The organism is Halogranum roseipondis, assembly GCF_059695585.1.
In genome coordinates, this window is the sequence record NZ_CM185235.1 from 36,079 (window position 1) to 55,269 (window position 19,191).

Genomic DNA, 19,191 nt, shown 5'->3' on the forward strand with positions numbered 1-19,191 from the left:
CTCCCCGGCCGACCGCTTTACCTTCGACCGGCGGTTCGCAGGTGCTCCGCCGATGCCGGTGGCTTTATCCATCACGCCCCCCAAGCACCAGTGCCGGAAGTCGACGCTTTTCTCGTCGCTGCCGGCAGCAACCGCCGCATCGTACTGCAGTGCAGGGGTCCACTGTAGTGCATCATTGAAGGCGGCTCCGCCAGCCGCCGCACGTCGCCGGTCGGTTTCATCCGCCGCCCCGGTGACACGCCATGGCCATGGCACGTTCGCCCCTGATCCCGGCAGGGGCGTACCTTCACGCACCTCAGTCTCTTCCCTTCGAGTTCACACTCACGAGCGACGGCGTTCGCTCACTGAACGGAGTGGCAGAAGAGAGAAGTTCGAGACCGAAGCGTCCCGTCTGCGCCTTTGGGACGGCCGGCTCAGATGCCGTCGAGGAACTGCGAGGGCGTCACCACGTCCATGTCCTTCTTCGCGACGTGGTTGACGACGTTCTCGAAGTCGTCCATCGAGGTCTCGTAGTCGGGACCGTCGCCGATGCCGTGCCACGCGATGGAGACCATCTGGTTGTACTCCGCTGCGATGTTGAGCACGCGACGGGTGCCGCGGGGGTCACGACCCATCACACGGGACATCGTGAGCATACTGCTCGGATGCTGGGCGTTGTTCGGACAGGCACCGAACATGAACCCCGTGTCGTGGAACTCGGAGACGATGTCGAGCGTCGTGCTGTCGACGCGGTGGTACGGCGCGACGAAGTGGCGGGCGCCCTTCGGGAACCCCTTGAGGTCGAGGTAGTTGTACGTCTGCTGGATGACCTCGCGCTGTTTCTTTTCGGAGTACGACGGCAGCGGGTTCGGCAGCTGCGGGTGTGCCATCATGTCCCAGCCCGCGTCGCGCATCTCGCGCATCTGCCCGGTCGTCAGGTTCCCCTGACTGTTGATGGCGTCCGGGATGACTGCGACCCCTCCGGCCCAGCCGTTCTCCTGGAGCATCGGGAACGCCACCTCGTACTGGGAGGTGACGGCGTCGTCGAAGGTGAACATCACCTTCCCCTTGTCGGGCTTCGGGATCTTCCGGAGGTCGTCGACGCGGAAGTCGATGGGTGTCCCGTCCTCCGAGAGAACGAGGAGACGGAGCTCCTGAACGGCCGAGAGATCCGGGTCCCCCTTCCGACCGGTGTAGCCGAGGTCGATTCGGACCCAGCCGTTCAGCTCCTGGGGGATGAACCGCTTGCTCGTGAGCATGTCGCTGCGGGCGGGGGCGATGAACTCCATCGCGATCTTCCCGCTCGCGGGTTTCTCCAGTTTGACCGCCAGCGACAGGTCGTGTTTCGAGAGGTCGAGCCCGTCCGGGAACGCCTTGTAGATCCCCGCCGCACCGCCGTCTTTGTTCCGGAGGCGGAGCGACTGACTGCCGGCGTACACGTCGTTCGTGTCGGTCGTGACGTCGCCGCGGATCGTTCCCCAGCGAGCCTCCTCGTAGTTCTCGAAGTCTTCGAGGAGCTCACCACGCGAGAACGCCGCGTCGTTCGACTGTGTCGGCGTCTCCGTCCCCTCGTCGGTCGTCGTCGCAGTCGTCTGTGCGGTCGGCGTCCCGGTCGCAGTCGCGTTGGAGGGCGCGGTACCGTCGGAGTCACCGGTACAGCCTGCGACGCCAGCCACACCGACTGCACCGATGCTTGCGAGGAACCGTCGACGGGTCGAGTTTCGCTTCGTCATTCTACTTTACTGTTGGGGCCGATGGTCTTTCCTATGGTCTGGCTAAACGATACGTTCGGCGCTAAACTCCTGGTTTTCGGATCTGATATCGCAGCTGTAGTCGGTATAGGATACACCTAAACGGGACACGACGCTTCGACGGAGAAGCGGGAACCGACTGTCGGTTCAGTCGTCTTTGGTTTTGATGTCGGCGGAGAGCCCCTGGGCCATCTGGATGTCTTTGGAGTTGTTGAGCGTCCACGCCGTGCGTTCGGTGACGGCTTCGATGATCTCGCGGGCCGAGGGGTAGCCGTTGCCGGACTTCTTGACCCCGCCGAACGGCAGGTGGACCTCCGCGCCGATACACGGGAGGTTGCCGTAAGCGAGCCCGACTTCGGCGTTGTCGCGGTAGTAGTTGATCTGGCGGTAGTTCTCCGAGATGATCGCCCCGGCGAGCCCGTAGTCGGTGTCGTTCTGGATCGCCACGCCCTCCTCGACGTCACCGGAGTACTTCAGCAAGGCGACGTGCGGACCGAACACTTCCTCGTGGGTGCAGCGCAGGTCTTCCCACGCGTCGGCCTCGTACACGAACGGCCCGACCCAGTGACCGTCCTCGTGACCGTCGGGAATCTCCTCGGCGTCCAACTCCGTGCGGTCGACCAAGACGTTCACGTCCTCGTCTTTCGCCAGTTGGTTGTACTTCGTCACCTTCTCTTTGTGGTCGGCCTCGATGAGCGGCCCCATGAACGTGTTCTCGTCGAGTGGGTCGCCGACCGAGACGTTCTCCGCGAGCTCGACGAAGCGCTCTTTGAACTCCTCGTAGACGTCCTCGTGGACCACTAACCGTTCCGAGGAGACACAGCGCTGCCCCGTCGTCTTGAACGAACTCATCAGCGCCGAGTGTACCGCGATGTCCAAGTCCGCCTCTTCGGTGATCACGACGTTGTTCTTCCCGCCCATCTCGCAGGCCGCCAGTTTTCCCGGCTGCTGGGCCACTTTCTCCGCCACCTCGTGGCCCACCTCTGCGCTCCCGGTGAAGAGCACCGTGTCGACGCGCTCGTCTTCGACGATCGACGCGCCCGCGTCGCCGAACCCCTGAACCATGTTGAACACGCCCTCGGGGATGCCCGCGTCCTCGAACATCTCGGCGATGATCTGCCCACACCACGGCGTCTGTTCGGCGGGCTTCCAGACGATCGTGTTCCCCTCGACCAACGCGACCGCCATGTGCCAAAACGGGATCGCCACCGGGAAGTTCCACGGCGTGATACAGCCCACGACACCCCGCGGTTTCCGCCGCATGTAGGCGTCCTTCGAGGGAATCTCGCTCGGCACCACGTCGCCTTTCGGGTGCCGTGCGTCGCCGGCGGCCCACTCGACCATGTGGTACGCCTCGATCACGTCCGCCCGCCCCTCCGAGATCTCTTTACCACACTCTTTGGTGACCACTTGAGCCAACTCTTCAGTCCGCTCGCGCAGTTCGTGGTAGATCTCCCAGAGATACTCCGCACGGTCGATGTGCGACAACGCCTGCCACTCCGCGGAGGCTTCCTCGGCCTCTGCGAGCGCCGCGTCGACGTCTGCTTCGGTGCCGCGGCGGAACTCTCCCAGCACCTCACCAGTCGCCGGGTTCTCGCTCTCGAACGTCTCCGACCCTTCACCGTCCGTCCACTCCCCGCCGATGTAGTGGCGGTACGTCTCGTCTGATTGGTCGCGCATGGTGTGGTAAAATTTGCGTCACCGGGCATGAAAAACCCCCTAGATTGGAAGGCAACGACACGCGCGAGAGCGGCTCACACGACTGGAATATACAACCATCACGTACATCCTTCCAGGAGACGAACGAAGAGACACGATGAACGACGTCGACCTTCCCGACGAGTCAGAGCTCTTCGACGCGGCAGGCGAGGCAGCGCTCCAGCGGTCACAGGCGCTCGCGTCACTCCTCGACGACGGGATCGAGCTGCCGGTCGTGGGTATCAAAGTCGGGCTCGACCCGCTTCTCGGGCTGCTGCCCGTCTCCGGCGACCTCGTGAGCAGCGCCCTCTCGCTGTACATCCCGCTGGAGGCGGCTCGGCTGGGCGTTCCGATGACGGCGATCGGGAAGATGCTGGCGTACATCGGACTCGACCTCGCCATCGGCTCGATCCCGGTGCTCGGGACGATCTTCGACACGTTCTGGCGGGCCAACCGACGGAACGTCAACCTGCTCGAGAAGCATCTCGACGCGAGCGCAGAGTAGAGCCCGATCCTCACGACGCGCGCTTCTCGATCTCTCCTTTCAGCCCGGCGGCGTCGAAGTCGTGGTCGGGTCGGATGTTGACGAAGTCCACGAACTCGCGAGCCGCCAGCAACTCCTCGACGGTGTACGCCGAGAGCGCGGCGTCGACGCTCGCCTGGACGCCGATGAGCGGTTCGAGCACGCCGAGCGCACACGCCAGATCGTACGACCGGGCGTCCTCGCGACCGTCCTCGCGGACGCTCGTCGCGTCGATGAAGTAGAGTTCGCCGTCGCGGATGAGCACGTTCTCCGCCCGGAGGTCACCGTGGGCCAGTCCGTTCTCGTGCATCAGATGGAGGGCGGCGAAGAGATCTGGAGCGAGTCGCCGTTCGGTCTCGCGGTCGAGTTCGCCCAGCGAGCGGAACTCCGGGAGATACTCCAACACGAGGACGCCGAGGTCGTTTATCTCGAGCGCTTCGACCGGTGCGGGCGCGTTGACGCCGATCTCGCGCATCCGCTTCGTCGCCTCCAGTTCGTGTTCGGCCATCTGAAGCGGCGTCCCGAAGTGTTCGAAGAACCCCTCCGTCCCGCTGGAGAACGCGCCGAGGTTCCGGCCGGTGGTGAACAGCGCGTGGACGACGGAGTTCTGTTTCGAGATCACCTTCACGAACCACTCGTCGTCGACGACCATCGGTGTGGAGAGCCAGTTGTCGGCGTCCAGAAACCGGACGTGGATCTCCTCGCGGTCGTACCGGACCGCGAGTTCGCGGACGACCTCCTCGAGTCGATCCCACTCGACGTGCCCCCTGACGAGGCGGCGAAAATCCATCGTCCCGTCTTTCGACGCCGTTTCGTATAATTATCACGGGCCGAGACGGGTCTATCACGGTCGTTCGCTGACTTTATCACGTCGCTCTCGCAAGCCTTGCCTATGGATTTCGAGTTACCCGCGGAACACCGGATGATTCGCGACACCGTCCGTGAGTTCTGCGAGGAGGAGATCGCCCCCGTCGCCCAGGAGCTCGAGAACGAACACCGGTTCCCCGCCGACGTCTTCGAGCAACTCGCAGACCTCGACATGATGGGCGTCCCCGTCTCCGAGGAGTACGGCGGCCTCGGCGGCGACCAGTTGATGTACGCGCTCGTCACGGAGGAACTCGGCCGCGTCTCGGGCGGTATCGGCCTCTCCTACGCCGCTCACATCTCGCTGGCGTCGAAGCCGATCGAACTGTTCGGGACGGACGAGCAGAAAGAGCGGTGGCTCACCCCGCTGGCGACGGGCGAGGAGATGGGCGCGTGGGCGCTGACCGAACCTGGCAGCGGGAGCGACGCCAGCGACATGGATACGACGGCCGTCAAGGAGGGCGACGAGTACGTCCTCGACGGGACGAAACAGTTCATCACGAACGCGAGCGTGGCAGGCAGCGTCCTCGTGAAGGCCGTCACCGACCCCGGCGAGGGGTACGACGGCATCTCCACGTTCATCGTCGACCCGAACGAGGACGACGGGTTCGAGGTCACTACCGTCTGGGACAAGATGGGACTCAACTGTTCACCCACCTGTGAGATCCGCCTCGACGACGTCCGCATCCCCGAGGACCGCCTGCTCGGCGAGGAGGGCGAAGGGTGGAAACAGACGATGAAGACGCTCGACGGCGGCCGTATCTCCATCGCCGCGCTCTCGACGGGGCTGGCACAGGGGGCGTACGACGCCGCCCACGGCTACGCGAAGGAGCGCGAGCAGTTCGGCAAGCCGATCGCGAAACACGACGCCATCCGCGACAAGATCGTCGACATGTATCGCAAGACCGAGCGCGCACGCCTCCTGACGCACAAGGCCGCCTGTCGCTACGACGCTGGGAACCGCGTCTCCACGGAGTCGGCGCTCGCGAAACTCGACGCCAGCGAGGCGGCCAGAGAAGTCGCCGAAGACGCCGTGCAGGTGCTCGGCGGCTACGGCTACACCGAGGACTTCGCGCCACAGCGGTTCTACCGCGACGCCAAACTGATGGAGATCGGCGAGGGGACGAGCGAGATCCAGCATCTCGTGCTCGGCCGTCAACTCGGTCTGTAGGAGCGGGTTACAGCTCGTCTTCGAGCAGTCCGTAGCGGAGCACGTCCCGGTACTCCCCGCCGACGAACGCCTCCTCACGGTGGACGCCCTCCTGCGTGAAGCCGACCTTCTCCAGCACGCGCTGTGACCCGCTGTTGTGGTCGTACGCCTCGGCGACGACCTTGTGGAGTCGTCGCTCCTCGAACGCGTACTTCGACATCAGTCGCACGGCTGCAGTGCAGTACCCGTTGCCCTGCGCGTCGGGTGCGACCCAGTAGCCGAGTTCGCCGACGCCCCACGTCTCGTTCAGGTGGAGTCCCATCAGACCGACCGGGTCGCCGCCGTCACAGACGAGCAGGACGACCCGCCCGTCGTCGCCGGAGAGCGATTCGAGCCACTCCTCCTCGTCGTGTCGGTTCTTCGGGGCCGACGTGCCGAGCGTCCCCCAGACGTCGGGGTCGTTGACCTGTTCTTGGACGAACGCGAGGTCCGCAGACTCGACCGTTCGGAGTTCGACGGTCTCGTTGCGGAGGAACGCTGGCCCTGGCATATCAGCGCAGAGAGCCGCGGCACTAATCAATCGTTCCGTGCTGTGAGAACGGCTGTCGAACCGGGGCGAGTCGGACGGTTTCGAAGCGGTTCGGATTCGAAGACGGCGTCAGGGTCGCGTCAGGACGATGGCGTCGTTGTCGCCGCCGTCGTCGCCGAGGACGGCGCGGAACTGCCGGTCGTGGACTGCACGGAGCGCGTTCAGTTCGGCGGTCGAGACCGAAAGCGACGTGGCGAACTCCGGCCACACGTGCCTTGGGACGGAGAGGTAGTACACCTCGGGTCGCCGCTCGACCAGCGGGTCGGTGGCGAACGCCTTGCGCCACTCGTAGACGATGTCGTCGACGCCGGGAAGCGAGCGAACGATCTCCTGCTGTCGGCGGACGAGGTCACGGAGTTCGGTCACCTCGATATCCCGCTCACGGGCGACAGTCTCGATGACTGTGTCGTCGAAGGCAGCCAGTGGGTCCCGCGTGTCAGCCATTGTCGGTCGTTTCGACCCCGTCGGTAAAAACCCCCTCGCTGACATCTCCCCAACGAGACGGCCGACGGCTCCGCCCGAACAGTTCTCGGTCGGCCGAACAGTTGTCCCCGAACTCCGACCCATCGGTCGACTCGTTCGTCTCGGGTCTATAACCCGGCGGCGGCCGCACTGTCCGTATGGACTGCCGAATCGGGTTCGTCACCCAGATGGGGATGAGCCACGAGACAGCCCTCGAAGCCGCCACCGACCACGGGTTCGACTTCTTGGAGCTGATGATGGACGGTGCGGACGAGCGGACGCGACTCGCCGCCCGCGGCGACGAGTTCCGGTCGTCGCTTGCGACACACGACCTCGATCTGCTCGTCCACCTCCCGTTCGGCGGCGTCGACCTCGGGTCGCCGTTCGAACACGTCCGAGCGGGCTCCGTGCGAGAACTCGCCGCCGCCGTCGACACAGCCGCCACCCTCGGTGCGGAGAAGGCGGTCGTCCACCCGACGACCGGGGCCTGGTCCGCAGCGTGGGACGCTGACGACCTCCGAGAGAACGTCGTCGACTCGCTACGGACGCTCGACGAGCACGCGACCGACGCCGGCGTCGAACTCTGTGCCGAGAACGTCCCGCGGAGCCTTTTCCGGACCCACGAGTTCCCGGAGCTGCTGCGAGAGACGGACGTCTCGATGACGCTCGACACGGGGCACGCGCGGATGGACGGCCGCGACTCGGCGGGGATCGCTGCCTTCGCCGAACGGTTCGACGACCGCATCGGCCACCTCCACCTCAACGACACGCGACAGGCGAAAGACGAACATCTCCCGTTCGGGGCGGGCGACATCGACTTTCCGGCGATCTTCGACGCCCTCGGCGACGACTGGTCGGGGACGCTCTCGTTGGAGGTGTTCACGCACGACGTCGACTATCTCGGCGTCAGCAAGCGCCGATTAGAGACGTTGCTGTGAGCCACCGCCGAGACGTGAGAGACGTCACTCTCGGGTGAGCGCCGTCCGGAGACGGTCGATCGACGCCGCGTCGGGTGCCTCGCCGGAGAGCGGATGACCGTTCGCCCCCTCGCCGGCGACGTCGACGACGAACCGGGTCGTCCGCGCTCGGAGTGAGAGCACGGCCAGCGTCACTCCGCCCGCGAGCGACGACAGACCGGCGACGAGAAGCGCCAGTTCGAGGAGAGCGAGACCGTTTCGGACGGCGTCGAAGAGGCCCGCCATCCCGACGACGGCGAGCGAGTCGACGGCGTCGACGTCGAGGAGACCCGCGACGCCGACCCGTCCGAACGCCGCCCGGCCACCGAGGGCGACGACCCCGTAGACGAGGAGGCGTGGGACGAACGCGAGATAGCGGCCGCCACCGCCACTGTCCAGACGGACGTCCTCGACGTTCGGTCGGTCGTAGCTGACGAAGGTAGGACCCGCAGCGTCGGGCGTGTAGACGAGGAGGCGGTGACTCGTGACGGCGATCCACCCCGTCGACGACGGTTCGACGAGGTCGAGCGACTCGCCGGCGTAGAGCCACCGTTCGGGCGACGACGTCCGGACGTGTTCGGTCACGGGACAGAGACTATCGGTGGGTGGATGCGGCTCCGTCGCTCCGTCAGTTCCCGTTCCCGACGAGGCGCTCGGCGATGCGCTGGGCGCCGGTAGCGGCGGCGAGTTCAGGTCGCTCCGGAGCGGTCGCCTCGACCTCGCGGTCGAGCTCCGCGCTCAGGCGCGTCTCGAACTCCTCGACGAGCCCGGGGATGCAGGCCATCCCGCCCGTGAGGACGATCGGTCTGTCCAGCGACTGGCGGTAGAGACGGACGTAGTCGTTCGCGAGTTCCGCGAGGAAGCGGTTGGCCACCTCGTCGACGACGTCGTCGAGGTACTCGTCGACGGCGTCCATCACCGCCCACTCGATGGTGAACTCGTGGGAGCCACCGCCGGGTTGCTGGATGACGTCGGTGAACGGTTCGAACTCGACGAAGTCGGCGTGGGTCTCCTTGTACTCGCGGGCGGTCTGCCGGTCGACGTTGACCCGACGCTGGGTCTCCTCCTCGACGTTCGCCGCGATGCGGCGGTCGACCTCGTTGCCGGTGACCGCTCCGGTGGCGAACGGCGAGAGCTGTTCGCCGCGGCGGTAGGCGCACGCCTCGAGGTTCGTCGACCCGAGGTTGACGGCGAGGAAGATCTCGTTGATCGCCTCGAGCCCGTCGCCGACGGCCGGGATGGCGCCACAGAGCGACTCGGGGTAGCTCCGGACGAACTCGCCGCCGACGTCGCTGTCCTCGATGACTGCCGCGAGGTTGTCGAGACCGGTGTCGTTGTCGATCGTCGGGATCGCGTAGACGACGCCGCTGTTCGCCGAGACGTCCTCCTCGGCGACGAGCGCCGAGAAGAACCGGCTGGTCAGTGTCGCACGGTCGTCGTCCTCGGGGAGTCCGGACCGGAGCATGTACTGGACGCGGTCGGGGTACTCCCGTGCCGCGTCTTCGCCGTAGAGAACGCGCTCCTCGCCGGTGAGCGCGTCGTCGTACGTGGCGAGACAGGTCAGCGTCTGGACGGCCTGTCGGTTTCGAGCGTGCTCGCCGTCGGTCTCGTCGTGTCCGTCCGCTTGCTCCGCATCGGGCGTCTCGGAGACGACCACCGTTCGCGTGCTACCGAGTTTGACGCCGACGGCCGCAGGGGAGGCGTCGACATCGTCGCTGTCAGTCATTCTGCGTTCGCGTTTCGTGTCACTGTATATAAGTTCGACCCCGCAAATATCGGATTTGAAAATCGTCCGCTCGGCAGGGCAGTCGGTGTCAGAGAGCGAGACCGACACTCGTCTGGAGGCAGATCGATCCTCGACGTCGGACGTTCGACGAGGTTCCTACGCCAGCGCGTTCAGTTCCGCGAGGAACACCAGGCTCTCGCGGTGGTCGTCCGCGGTCAGTTCGCCGTAACGGTCGCTCTCGCCGTCGCTGAACCCGAACAGGTACTCCTCGAGGTCGTACATCGCCGTCTCGGTGATCCACTCGATGGTTCGGTAGTAGCGGAGCGCCTCCATCGCGCCGCGGAACCCGGCGCGGTTGACGAGAAACTCCAGCCACTCGAAGACGGTCACCTCGGCGGCCTGCGAGGCGGGGATCTCCGCGAGGTACGGCTTGTCGACGTCGTCGCCGGTGGCGCTCTGGAGCATGAGTAGCGTCCGGTAACGGTCGCTGTGACGGGCCTCCTCGGCCGCACCGCGACTGCGTCGACGACCGCTCGTCCCGAGCGAACCGCTCGGCCCGTCGAAGTCGGAACGGTCGGTGTGGTCGACCTCGGCGGGAGCGACGTCGTCCCGGCCGGCGTGCCCGCTTCGGTTCTCGCGGGCGGTCGACGAGGGACGGTCGGCCGCGTCCCGCAGTTCCCCCAGGTCGTAGTCGCGCGGGTCGATAGTCATACGTCCGACATCCCGACGAAGTGATATAAACGTTCGTGCAAACCGTACCGGGACCGGCGACGCTTTTCATCCACCTGGTCCAAGAGAGAGTATGTCACGGATTCTCGTCGCAGGGGAGACGCTGATCGACTTCATCCCCGACGCACCCGGTCCACTCGCGTCGGTCGACTCGTTCGACAAACGCGCCGGCGGCGCACCCGCCAACGTCGCCGTCGGGCTCGCCCGCCTCGACGCCGACGTCGACTTCTGGACCCGCGTCGGCGACGACGCCTTCGGTGACTTCCTGGTCGACACGCTCGCCGACGAGGGGCTCTTCGGCGAACTGGTCGAACGGGACCCCGAGGCCCAGACGACGCTCGCGTTCGTCAGTCTCGGCGAGGACGCAGACCGAGAGTTCAGTTTCTACCACGATCGGACGGCCGACACACGGATGCAGCCGGGGACGATAGACGACGACGCGCTCGACGCCTACCAGTGGGTCCACGTGGACGTGCTGTCGATGGACACCGAGCCCTCTCGCGACGCCGTCGTCGACCTCGCCGAACGCGCTCGGATGACCGACTCGATCGTGTCGTTCGACCCGAACTCGCGACCCGAACGGTGGGGAGAGTTCTCCTACGTCGAGGCCGCAAAGCAGGGGTTCCGCCTCGCCGACGTGGTGAAGGCGACGCCCGAAGATCTCCGAGAGGCGGGGTTCGAGGGCGACGCGGCCGACCTCGCCCGGCAACTCTGCGAGTTCGGCCCCCACACCGTGCTCGTCACCCTCGGCGACGAAGGGTCGTACGCGTACGCGACGGCCGACGCACCGTGGGCCGACGAGGAAACCGAGGTCACGCACGACGGCTACTCGGTCGACCCGGTCGACACGACCGGTGCGGGCGACGCGTTCACGGCCGGTGCGATCGCTGCGCTCTCGGCGGGCGAACCGCTGTCCGAAGCACTGGCGTTCGGCAACGCGGTGGCCGCGACGACGACGACCGCGGGCGGCGCGATGACGGCCTTGCCGACGCGGGAGGCGGTCGGTGCGTTCCGAGAACAGTGACGAGTCACGGGCGCTCTGACGGCGTCGACACGCTGGTGTGAACGGCCGGATATCCCCTCGAACGACCAGAACGACCTGCGACACAGAACTGATAAGTGAACTGAGTGACCAGTCGTCGGAGGTGACTCGCCGGAGTCGACGGCGAGAGCCCGTAACTGCCTCCTACTCCGTCTCGCTGTGTCCGTCCCGAACGGCGTCACCGACTGCAGCGCGGTCGGCGTCGGCGTTCGACTGCCGGGACTCGTGGTCGACGTCGGACCGGATGAGAGATTCTGCGACAGACCGCCGTGAACCGCCGCCTCACCGGGTCTTGTAACCCCCATAACAACGAATTATCAACAGTCAACGAGAGCGTAATATCGGTAGTTTATTTATATGTAAGCGTGGTAATCTCCCGTTAATGACACTCTGAATGTCCTTCATTTCTGCTAACACGTTCTTTGGATATTGTATGTTTAGATGAAAATTCACGCTTGCGCGAGAGTGTCAAAATCTGACCATATTTTTATGATAGTCAGCCAATACGAATGGTATGGGGTCTGCTAACTTAGAAAGTCAGAAGGGTTCGGTGGGAACGGGACCTTCGGCCAGCGACAGACTGACCGACGAATCGAAAGACACGGTGTTCATGATCTTACGCAGCAGTCGTCGCCGGCTCTTGCTGCACTATCTCGAGCAGAGCGACGGAACGCTCTCGCGCGGCGAACTCGCCCGCTACGTTGCGGCCGCAGAAGAGGGAATCGAGATGGAACAGGTGACGACGACCGACCGAAAGCGGGTGTACGTCTCGCTGCACCAGACGCATCTGCCGACGATGGACGACGTCGGCATCATCGACTACGACGAGGACCGAGGGACGGTCGAGCTTCACGAGGAGAACGCCCGGAAGTACTACCAGTACCTTCACTTCGATCCGAACGTGGCGTCCGACGCCGACGAGAGCGACGACGGGGACGGTTCGGGGGCGGAGTCGAAGGACGGCGACCGGCCCGAGGACGGCAGCCACGCGACCGAGGACGTCGACACCGAACGAACCGTCGACCGGGCGCAGAACGGGATGGTCGACTCGCTCGTGAACCTCTTCAAAACGAACTGAGTGGGTCGACGCCGGTCGTCGGACGTACGGTTGCACTACTGTTTCTGCGACGACTGTCACTCCGCGAGCGAATCGCAGAAGAGTCGACCGTTTCGTACCCGACGTTCCGTCTCCTCGCCGAAAGTCACGGCGAGATGACTATCGTAACGAGTGCACGTCGTCACACACCCGACCGGCTGCTGTCGTGCGGTCGGGTGTGGAGACAGGTGGAGACAGTTGCACGAGCTACTATAGTGATACCCTGCCCGGTGTGACAGCTCAGTTTCGTACGAAAAAGCCCGAGAAGTACGAACGAGCCTGACCGGAGAGAACACCGCCGACGTCGGTTCCCGAACACGGCGTCGCTACTCGCGCGGGGCGCATAGACTACCGAGCGACTCCGAGAACGCCGCACTGATCGCTGAACGCCGACCGTCAGTGGAACTGCGCGACGAGTCCGTCCTCCCACGTTCGCCGGGTTTCGAGGGCACGTAGCCCCTCGTCGGTGATGCTGTAGTAGTTCGTCCGCCGGTCGAGATCGCCTTTCTGCAACAACCCCTCGTTGACGAGTGTATCGAGGTTCGGATACAGTCGAGCGTCGCTGATCTCGTTCTCGACGGAGTTTTCGTAGGCCTCCTTGACCGCCTGTCCCGAGGGTTTCTCTAGGTTGGCGATCACGTACAGGAGGTCGCGCTGGAATCCGGTCAGGTTGAAGAACACTTCTGACATCTCTCGTTTCTGCTTCGGACACGAGACGGTTAGTTAATGTCAGATTATTCGGAACTATTGGTCTGAAGAAAAGAGTTTCCGGTGGTGTCGATTGAGAGGCAGCCGAGTTACTGCTTCCCGTTGCCGAGGCCAGCGCGACCGAGCGCGACGAGGATCAGATAGCCGAGGAGCCCACAGACGAAGAGGACGACCGGGATGACGAACGGCCCGAACACGCCGATGAGGTCCGAGAGAGGCCCGAGTTGGAGCACGTCTCCAGGGAGCGTCTCCGGCGGATTAAAGCTCACGTCCGCGACTGTCGCGAGCGACAGCTCCGGCGAGAGTCGTCGCGAGCGACCACGTCGGCCGCGGCGACGTCTCGCCGGAGACCCGTGTGTTTTTGTCCGAATTGGCGCAACCTCTCTCTATGTACCGGTTCGGTCACTTCGGCGTCTCGCTTCTCGTCTTCGCACCCATCGGGTTCCTGTTGGTCACCGCCGGAGCGGTCGAGCTTGCGTTCGTCACCGGCGCGACGATGGTGTGGCTGTCGACGCTGCCGGACGTCGACCACAGACTCCCGTACGTCTCCCACCGCGGGCCGACGCACTCGCTGCTCTTCGCAGCGTTCGTCGGTGGCGTGTTCGCCGCCGTCGGCACGTTCCTCGAACGGACCCTCGGGGTCGTCGCTACCGTCGACGGAGTCGGGACGGTCGGCCTCGGCGCGTTCGGCTTCCTCCTCGGGAGCGTCACCGTCGTCGCCCACCTCCTCGGCGACGTCATCACCCCGATGGGCGTGAACTTCCTGTGGCCGCTGTCGACGAAACGCTACTCGCTGTCTCTCACGCCCGCGAAGAGTACGGTGTGGAACTACGGGCTGTTCGCCCTCGGCCTCGTCGCCGTCGCCGCCGCGGCAGTTCTTGCGATTCGCGGATTTTGACCTTGGTCGTCACTCCAGTCGAACGAGCACGCTCGTCCCCCACCGTTCGAACCCCACCTTCGTCGCGACCTGTACCGACCAGGGCCACGCCTCGAGCGTCCGATACTGCGGGACGAGTCCAGCGTCGAGTGCATCGCGGGCGATCGCCGAGACGACCGCCTGTGCGTGGCCAGCGCTCCGGTGCTCGGGGTGTGTGACGACAGCGATGTGGGCGAGTGTGTCGTCCCAGACTTCGTATCCGGCGAGTGTGACTAACTCTGACCCGACGAACCGTCCGACTGAACGGCCCGGGACGAACGACGACCCACCGTCGCTCCACTCGTCGTCCGAACACGCCGCACGGAGCGCGTCGTAGGCGTGGCCGTCGCCCTCGGTCAGCACTCGTGTCGACCGTTCGACGAACGAGAGTGACGAGTCGTCCGTGTAGCCGAGAAACGCCGGGCCGAGAACCTCGTCGAGTGCGACGTCGACGGTGGCGAACCGCTCTGTGAGCACGTCGGGGTCGACGAGATCAGCAGGGTCGAGTCCCGAGAGCGCGTCGCGGACGGAGTCCCGTCGGTCGGGGGCGACGGAGACGACAGTCGAGTCACCGCGCGCGATCACTTCGACGTGGCTCACATCGCCTACGACGAAAGAGACACCCTCACTCCGGAGTGTCTCACGAGGACAACCGAGCGCCTCGGCCCAGTAGCCGTCGACGACGTCGCGTGTCTCGGCGTTCATGCCCGAATCGACGCCCGGCAGGGTTGTCAACGGTTCGCCGACGCACGGTTAAGTGGTGTGGCACCGAAGCACGTGACATGTCCGATCCGACACTCGACGACGACGCGATGCGGCGGTTCCCCGTCCCGGACTACGACGACCTCCCGGCGGACCTCCGCGAGCGGATCGCCGACGAGACCGAACGGGCGGGGTTCACGCCGAACGTCTTCTCGGCGTTCGCGTACAAGCCCTCGCACTTCCGGGCGTTCTTCGACTACCACGACGCGCTCGTCGAGGACACCACGCTCGACCGCGAGGAGGTGGAGATGATCGTCGTCGCCGTCTCGGGCGTCAACCACTGTTACTATTGCAACGTCGCCCACGGCGCGCTCCTCCGCATCTACAGCAAAAATCCCCAGCTGGCCGACCAGCTCGTCGCCAACTACCGACAGGCCGACGTGACGGACGCGCAGCTAGTGATGCTCGACGTGGCCGTGAAACTCACCGAACGCCCCGCAGAGGTGGCCGAGCGTGACCTCGAAGACCTCCGGGCGGTCGGCTACAGCGAGGCGGAGATCTGGGACGTCGCCAGCGTGACCGCCTTCTTCAACCTCTCCAACCGGATGGCGATGTTCGCCGACATGCGCCCGAACGACGAGTTCCACGCGATGGCACGGGAGAGGCGGCAGTAGCTCAGCCCTGTGCGTCGTACCCCGCCTCGTTCACCGCAGTCACGAGGTCCAGTGGGTCGGCGTCGCCCTCGACGGTCGCCGAGTCGGCCTCGTGGTCGGCGGACGCGCACTCGACGCCGTCGACGCCCTCGAGCGCCTCTACGACGGTCGCTTCACAGCTCTCACAACTCATCCCTTCGACGGTGAGTGTCGTCATGGTCTCCCCTAGGGTCGGGGTACTTTAGCGGCTTTCTCTTTCGAGACAGCGGGTAAACGACGCATCGACTTTCGAATCAAAACCGCTCTCGGAAGCGATAAGCGAACAGAGCGAGTACGACCAGCTATGCGCGATCTCGACGACACCGATCGACAGATCCTGCGTCTGCTGGTAGCGGACGCCCGTCGGCCGTACAGCGACATCGCCGAACACGTCGACCTCTCGGCACCGGCCGTCTCCGACCGGATCGACCGTCTTCGGGAGCTGGGCGTCGTCCGCGGGTTCACCGTCGACGTCGACCGCTCGCTTCTCACCACGGGCGTCCCCGTCCTCGTCGAACTCGCCGTCCCGGTGAACCACACGAGCGACGTGGCGGCCGCACTCCGCGACCTCGAGGCGGTCGAACACACGTTCGAGACGGCCGACGGCGCCGTCGTCGTGCAGGCGACCGTCCGCGACGGTGACGTCACCGGGCTGCTCGCCGAGGCGGTCGACCTCGAACGGCTCCGCGACGTGGAGGTTCGGCTCCTACGGGGTGCCGAGTGGACGCCGTCGCTCGGCGAGGCGACGCTGTCGCTCTCCTGTGCGGAGTGCGGCAACACAGTGACCAGCGAGGGCGAGTCCACCCGTCTAGACGGAGAGCTCTATCACTTCTGCTGTGGGTCGTGTCTCGCCAACTTCGAGGAGCGGTTCGAACGCCTCCAGAGTGGGGCTTGAGCTGCGGGCTCGCTTTCGGATCGAAAGTTTCGGTCGCAAGTGGCGACGATGTCTGAGGCACAACCCGCATGAGTAAGGGGGCCGTAGTGAGAGACAAGTGAGTTCCATGGAACGAGTCAGACTCGAGATACGGGGGATGAGCTGTGCCAACTGCTCGTCCACGATCACGGAGGCGCTGACGGAGCGCGAGGGAGTCGGGGAGGTGAACGTCAACTTCGCCACCGACGAGGGGACCGTCGAGTACGACCCCGAGCAGATCTCGCTGGCGGAGATCTACGAGACCGTCGAGAAGTCGGGGTACGAACCGGTCGCCGAGACGCTGTCGGTCGGCATCACCGACATGACCTGTGCGAACTGCTCGCAGACGGTCGAGTCGGCCGTCTCGAAGGTTCCGGGGGTCGTCTCGGTCGACGCGAACTTCGCCACCGACGAGGCGCAGGTGCGGTACAACCCCGCCGTCGCCGACCGCGAAGACGTCTACGACGCTATCGAAGACGCGGGGTACTCGCCGGTCCGCGACACCGGCGGCGAGGAGAGCGAGTCCGACCGGCGGAAGGACGCCCGAAACGCCGAGGTGCGACGACAGCTCCGACTCGTGCTGTTCGGTGTGGCGCTCTCGGTTCCGCTGTCGGTACTGATGATGGGTGAGTTGGTGGGGCTGCCGGTGCCCGAGCAACCGTTCGGCGTCGGTCGAGGCTGGTGGGCGCTGGCGCTGTCGACGCCCGTACAGGCCGTCCTCGGCAAGGAGTTCTACGTCAACTCCTACAAGGCGCTCGTCAGGAACCGCACCGCCAACATGGACGTGCTCATCGCGCTGGGGTCGACGACGGCTTACGGCTACAGTCTGGCCGTCCTCTTCGGCCTCGTCGCGGGCGGACTCTACTTCGAGAGCGCCGCGCTCATCCTGACGTTCATCACGCTCGGCAACTACCTCGAGGCCCGCTCGAAGAGTCAGGCCGGCGCCGCGATCGAGCAACTGCTCGAACTCGAGGCCGACGAGGCGACCGTCGTGAGCGAACGAGACGGCGAGTTCGTCGACGAACGGCAGGTCCCGTTGAAGGAAGTGCAGGTCGGCGACGTGCTGAAGGTCCGCCCCGGGGAGAAGATCCCGACCGACGGCGAGGTCGTCGAGGGTGAGACCGCAGTCGACGAGTCGATGGTGACCGGCGAGTCGGTCCCCGTCGAGAAGGAACCGGGCGACGAGGTCGTCGGGTCGACGGTCAACGAGACCGGTCTCGTCTACGTCCGCGCGACGAAAGTCGGCTCGGAGACGGCCATCCAGCAGATCGTCCAGCTGGTGCGCGACGCCCAGAGTCGCCAGCCCGAGATCCAGACGCTGGCCGACCGCATCAGCGCCTACTTCGTCCCGGCGGTGATCGCGAACGCGCTGCTGTGGGCCGTCGTCTGGTATCTGTTCCCCGGTGCGCTGGCCGGGTTCGTCGACTCGCTGCCGCTGTGGGGGCTCGTCGCCGGCGGTCCGGCGGCCGTCTCGACAGCCGAGTTCGCCATTATCGTCTTCGCGTCGGCCGTGCTCATCGCCTGTCCCTGTGCGCTGGGGCTCGCGACGCCGGCGGCGACGATGGTCGGGACCGCCATCGGCGCGAGCCACGGGATCCTGTTCAAGGGCGGCGACGTGCTCGAACGCGTCCGCGACGTCGACACGGTGATCTTCGACAAGACCGGCACCCTCACGAAGGGTGAGATGACGCTCACCGACGTCCGGGTGCTCCGCCCCGAGACGGACGGTGCCGGGGCCGGCGTCGTCTCCGGAGACGACCCCGTCGCGGACGAGGAACTCACCGAAGAGTTCCTGTTGGACGTCGCCGCCGGTGCGGAGGCCGGCAGCGAACACCCCATCGCCGAGGCCGTCGTCGAGGGGGCGAAAGAGCGCGGTATCGACGTCTCGGACCCCGACGCCCTCCAGAACGTCGCTGGGAAGGGTATCCGCGCGCGGACCGACCGCGGCGACGTTCTCGTCGGGAAACCCGACCTGCTGCGCGAGTACGACGTCGACCCCTCGGCCGCCGAGGAGACGATGGCCGAGTTGGAGCGTGACGGGAAGACGGCGATGCTCGTCGCGCTCGACGACCGACTGCTCGGCGTGCTCGCCGTCGCCGACGAGGTGAAAGCCGAGTCGAGTACGGCCGTCTCGGCGCTTCGCGAACGTGGTCTGACGGTGATGCTCGTCACCGGCGACAACGAGCGGACGGCGCGTGCGGTCGCAGACCAGGTCGGTATCGACCCCGACAACGTCCGCGCGGGCGTGCTGCCGGAGGACAAGGCGAGCGTCGTCGAGGAGATCCAGTCCGACGGTCGCCGGACGATGATGGTCGGCGACGGCGTCAACGACGCCCCGGCGCTCGCCGCGGCGTTCGTCGGCACGGCGCTCGGCAGCGGGACGGACGTCGCCATCGAGGCGGCGGACGTGACGCTCATGCGGGACGATCCGGCGGACGTGCTCCGCGCGATCAACGTCTCGGCGGGGACGCTGGCGAAGATCAAGCAGAACCTCTTCTGGGCGCTCGGCTACAACACGGCGATGATCCCGCTGGCCTCGCTCGGACTGCTGCAACCGGTGCTCGCCGCCGGTGCGATGGCGTTCTCGAGCGTCTCGGTGCTGGCGAACAGTCTCGTCTTCCGACGGTACGATCCCGACGATCGGTACCGACTGCTCGGGGGACTGCGCGGGAAGTGACGAGCGGCCCGTCCCACG

Annotated in this window: 21 protein-coding genes; 9 read left to right on the top strand and 12 right to left on the bottom strand. The window is 65.6% G+C overall.

Annotated features, from left to right (window positions below):
• Window positions 1-413: 413 nt before the first annotated feature.
• Window positions 414-1,712: a polysaccharide deacetylase family protein gene (locus tag EOHIBHHM_RS00230; RefSeq protein ID WP_497253474.1), complete on the bottom strand. Its 1,299-nt coding sequence runs from the start codon at window positions 1,710-1,712 to the stop codon at window positions 414-416.
• Window positions 1,713-1,877: 165 nt separating this feature from the next.
• Window positions 1,878-3,410, bottom strand: coding sequence for an aldehyde dehydrogenase family protein (locus EOHIBHHM_RS00235; RefSeq protein WP_497253476.1), 1,533 nt, complete (start codon window positions 3,408-3,410; stop codon window positions 1,878-1,880).
• A gap of 136 nt (window positions 3,411-3,546) precedes the next feature.
• Here EOHIBHHM_RS00235 and EOHIBHHM_RS00240 point away from each other — a divergent pair, with 136 nt between their 5' ends.
• Entirely contained in the window at window positions 3,547-3,933 is a 387-nt protein-coding gene (locus EOHIBHHM_RS00240; protein ID WP_497253478.1) for a DUF4112 domain-containing protein, read from the top strand.
• Window positions 3,934-3,943: 10 nt separating this feature from the next.
• Here the strand turns inward: EOHIBHHM_RS00240 and EOHIBHHM_RS00245 are convergent, their stop codons facing one another.
• Window positions 3,944-4,741, bottom strand: a complete 798-nt coding sequence (locus tag EOHIBHHM_RS00245) for an RIO1 family regulatory kinase/ATPase domain-containing protein (protein ID WP_497253480.1) — start codon at window positions 4,739-4,741, stop codon at window positions 3,944-3,946.
• Window positions 4,742-4,843: 102 nt separating this feature from the next.
• Between EOHIBHHM_RS00245 and EOHIBHHM_RS00250 the strand changes: the two genes are divergently transcribed.
• On the top strand, window positions 4,844-5,986 hold the full coding sequence (locus tag EOHIBHHM_RS00250) for an acyl-CoA dehydrogenase family protein (RefSeq protein ID WP_497253482.1): 1,143 nt from the start codon (window positions 4,844-4,846) through the stop codon (window positions 5,984-5,986).
• 7 nt (window positions 5,987-5,993) lie between these two features.
• Here EOHIBHHM_RS00250 and EOHIBHHM_RS00255 read toward each other — a convergent pair whose 3' ends face one another.
• A complete protein-coding gene (locus tag EOHIBHHM_RS00255) occupies window positions 5,994-6,515 on the bottom strand; it encodes a GNAT family N-acetyltransferase (protein WP_497253484.1) in 522 nt (173 codons plus the stop codon).
• Between the two features lie 108 nt (window positions 6,516-6,623).
• The gene (locus EOHIBHHM_RS00260; RefSeq protein WP_497253486.1) at window positions 6,624-6,998 is read right to left on the bottom strand and encodes a DUF8048 family protein; all 375 of its coding nucleotides are present in this window, start codon (window positions 6,996-6,998) and stop codon (window positions 6,624-6,626) included.
• 176 nt (window positions 6,999-7,174) lie between these two features.
• Between EOHIBHHM_RS00260 and EOHIBHHM_RS00265 the strand changes: the two genes are divergently transcribed.
• Window positions 7,175-7,954: a sugar phosphate isomerase/epimerase family protein gene (locus EOHIBHHM_RS00265; RefSeq protein WP_497253488.1), complete on the top strand. Its 780-nt coding sequence runs from the start codon at window positions 7,175-7,177 to the stop codon at window positions 7,952-7,954.
• A gap of 24 nt (window positions 7,955-7,978) precedes the next feature.
• Here EOHIBHHM_RS00265 and EOHIBHHM_RS00270 read toward each other — a convergent pair whose 3' ends face one another.
• The 3 genes from EOHIBHHM_RS00270 to EOHIBHHM_RS00280 form a co-directional block, all read right to left on the bottom strand.
• Window positions 7,979-8,557 carry a hypothetical protein gene (locus EOHIBHHM_RS00270; protein ID WP_497253490.1) on the bottom strand — a complete coding sequence of 193 codons (579 nt, stop codon included), beginning with the start codon at window positions 8,555-8,557 and terminating at the stop codon, window positions 7,979-7,981.
• Between the two features lie 43 nt (window positions 8,558-8,600).
• The gene (locus tag EOHIBHHM_RS00275; RefSeq protein ID WP_497253492.1) at window positions 8,601-9,698 is read right to left on the bottom strand and encodes an actin-like salactin; all 1,098 of its coding nucleotides are present in this window, start codon (window positions 9,696-9,698) and stop codon (window positions 8,601-8,603) included.
• A gap of 156 nt (window positions 9,699-9,854) precedes the next feature.
• Window positions 9,855-10,409, bottom strand: coding sequence for a FlaD/FlaE family flagellar protein (locus EOHIBHHM_RS00280; protein WP_497253494.1), 555 nt, complete (start codon window positions 10,407-10,409; stop codon window positions 9,855-9,857).
• Between the two features lie 91 nt (window positions 10,410-10,500).
• Between EOHIBHHM_RS00280 and EOHIBHHM_RS00285 the strand changes: the two genes are divergently transcribed.
• Window positions 10,501-11,451 carry a carbohydrate kinase family protein gene (locus EOHIBHHM_RS00285; protein ID WP_497253496.1) on the top strand — a complete coding sequence of 317 codons (951 nt, stop codon included), beginning with the start codon at window positions 10,501-10,503 and terminating at the stop codon, window positions 11,449-11,451.
• Between the two features lie 532 nt (window positions 11,452-11,983).
• Window positions 11,984-12,547 carry a DUF7344 domain-containing protein gene (locus tag EOHIBHHM_RS00290; RefSeq protein WP_497253498.1) on the top strand — a complete coding sequence of 188 codons (564 nt, stop codon included), beginning with the start codon at window positions 11,984-11,986 and terminating at the stop codon, window positions 12,545-12,547.
• A 414-nt stretch (window positions 12,548-12,961) separates the two neighbouring features.
• Here EOHIBHHM_RS00290 and EOHIBHHM_RS00295 read toward each other — a convergent pair whose 3' ends face one another.
• Both EOHIBHHM_RS00295 and EOHIBHHM_RS00300 read right to left on the bottom strand, forming a co-directional pair.
• Window positions 12,962-13,255: a PadR family transcriptional regulator gene (locus EOHIBHHM_RS00295; protein ID WP_497253500.1), complete on the bottom strand. Its 294-nt coding sequence runs from the start codon at window positions 13,253-13,255 to the stop codon at window positions 12,962-12,964.
• Between the two features lie 107 nt (window positions 13,256-13,362).
• Window positions 13,363-13,542: a hypothetical protein gene (locus EOHIBHHM_RS00300; RefSeq protein WP_497257065.1), complete on the bottom strand. Its 180-nt coding sequence runs from the start codon at window positions 13,540-13,542 to the stop codon at window positions 13,363-13,365.
• Between the two features lie 119 nt (window positions 13,543-13,661).
• Between EOHIBHHM_RS00300 and EOHIBHHM_RS00305 the strand changes: the two genes are divergently transcribed.
• On the top strand, window positions 13,662-14,171 hold the full coding sequence (locus EOHIBHHM_RS00305) for a metal-dependent hydrolase (RefSeq protein ID WP_497253502.1): 510 nt from the start codon (window positions 13,662-13,664) through the stop codon (window positions 14,169-14,171).
• Between the two features lie 9 nt (window positions 14,172-14,180).
• Here EOHIBHHM_RS00305 and EOHIBHHM_RS00310 read toward each other — a convergent pair whose 3' ends face one another.
• Window positions 14,181-14,894 (bottom strand): GNAT family N-acetyltransferase, encoded by a 714-nt coding sequence (locus tag EOHIBHHM_RS00310; protein WP_497253504.1) that lies wholly within the window; start codon window positions 14,892-14,894, stop codon window positions 14,181-14,183.
• Between the two features lie 77 nt (window positions 14,895-14,971).
• On the opposite strand from EOHIBHHM_RS00310, the gene EOHIBHHM_RS00315 reads away from it, so the two are divergent.
• Window positions 14,972-15,565, top strand: a complete 594-nt coding sequence (locus EOHIBHHM_RS00315; RefSeq protein ID WP_497253506.1) for a peroxidase-related enzyme — start codon at window positions 14,972-14,974, stop codon at window positions 15,563-15,565.
• Window position 15,566: 1 nt separating this feature from the next.
• On the opposite strand, the gene EOHIBHHM_RS00320 is transcribed toward EOHIBHHM_RS00315, so the two are convergent.
• Window positions 15,567-15,761, bottom strand: a complete 195-nt coding sequence (locus tag EOHIBHHM_RS00320) for a heavy-metal-associated domain-containing protein (protein ID WP_497253508.1) — start codon at window positions 15,759-15,761, stop codon at window positions 15,567-15,569.
• Between the two features lie 126 nt (window positions 15,762-15,887).
• Here EOHIBHHM_RS00320 and EOHIBHHM_RS00325 point away from each other — a divergent pair, with 126 nt between their 5' ends.
• Both EOHIBHHM_RS00325 and EOHIBHHM_RS00330 read left to right on the top strand, forming a co-directional pair.
• The gene (locus tag EOHIBHHM_RS00325) at window positions 15,888-16,478 is read left to right on the top strand and encodes an AsnC family transcriptional regulator (RefSeq protein ID WP_497253510.1); all 591 of its coding nucleotides are present in this window, start codon (window positions 15,888-15,890) and stop codon (window positions 16,476-16,478) included.
• Between the two features lie 106 nt (window positions 16,479-16,584).
• Complete coding sequence (locus EOHIBHHM_RS00330) at window positions 16,585-19,173, top strand: heavy metal translocating P-type ATPase (RefSeq protein ID WP_497253512.1); 2,589 nt, start codon at window positions 16,585-16,587, stop codon at window positions 19,171-19,173.
• Window positions 19,174-19,191 lie beyond the last annotated feature (18 nt).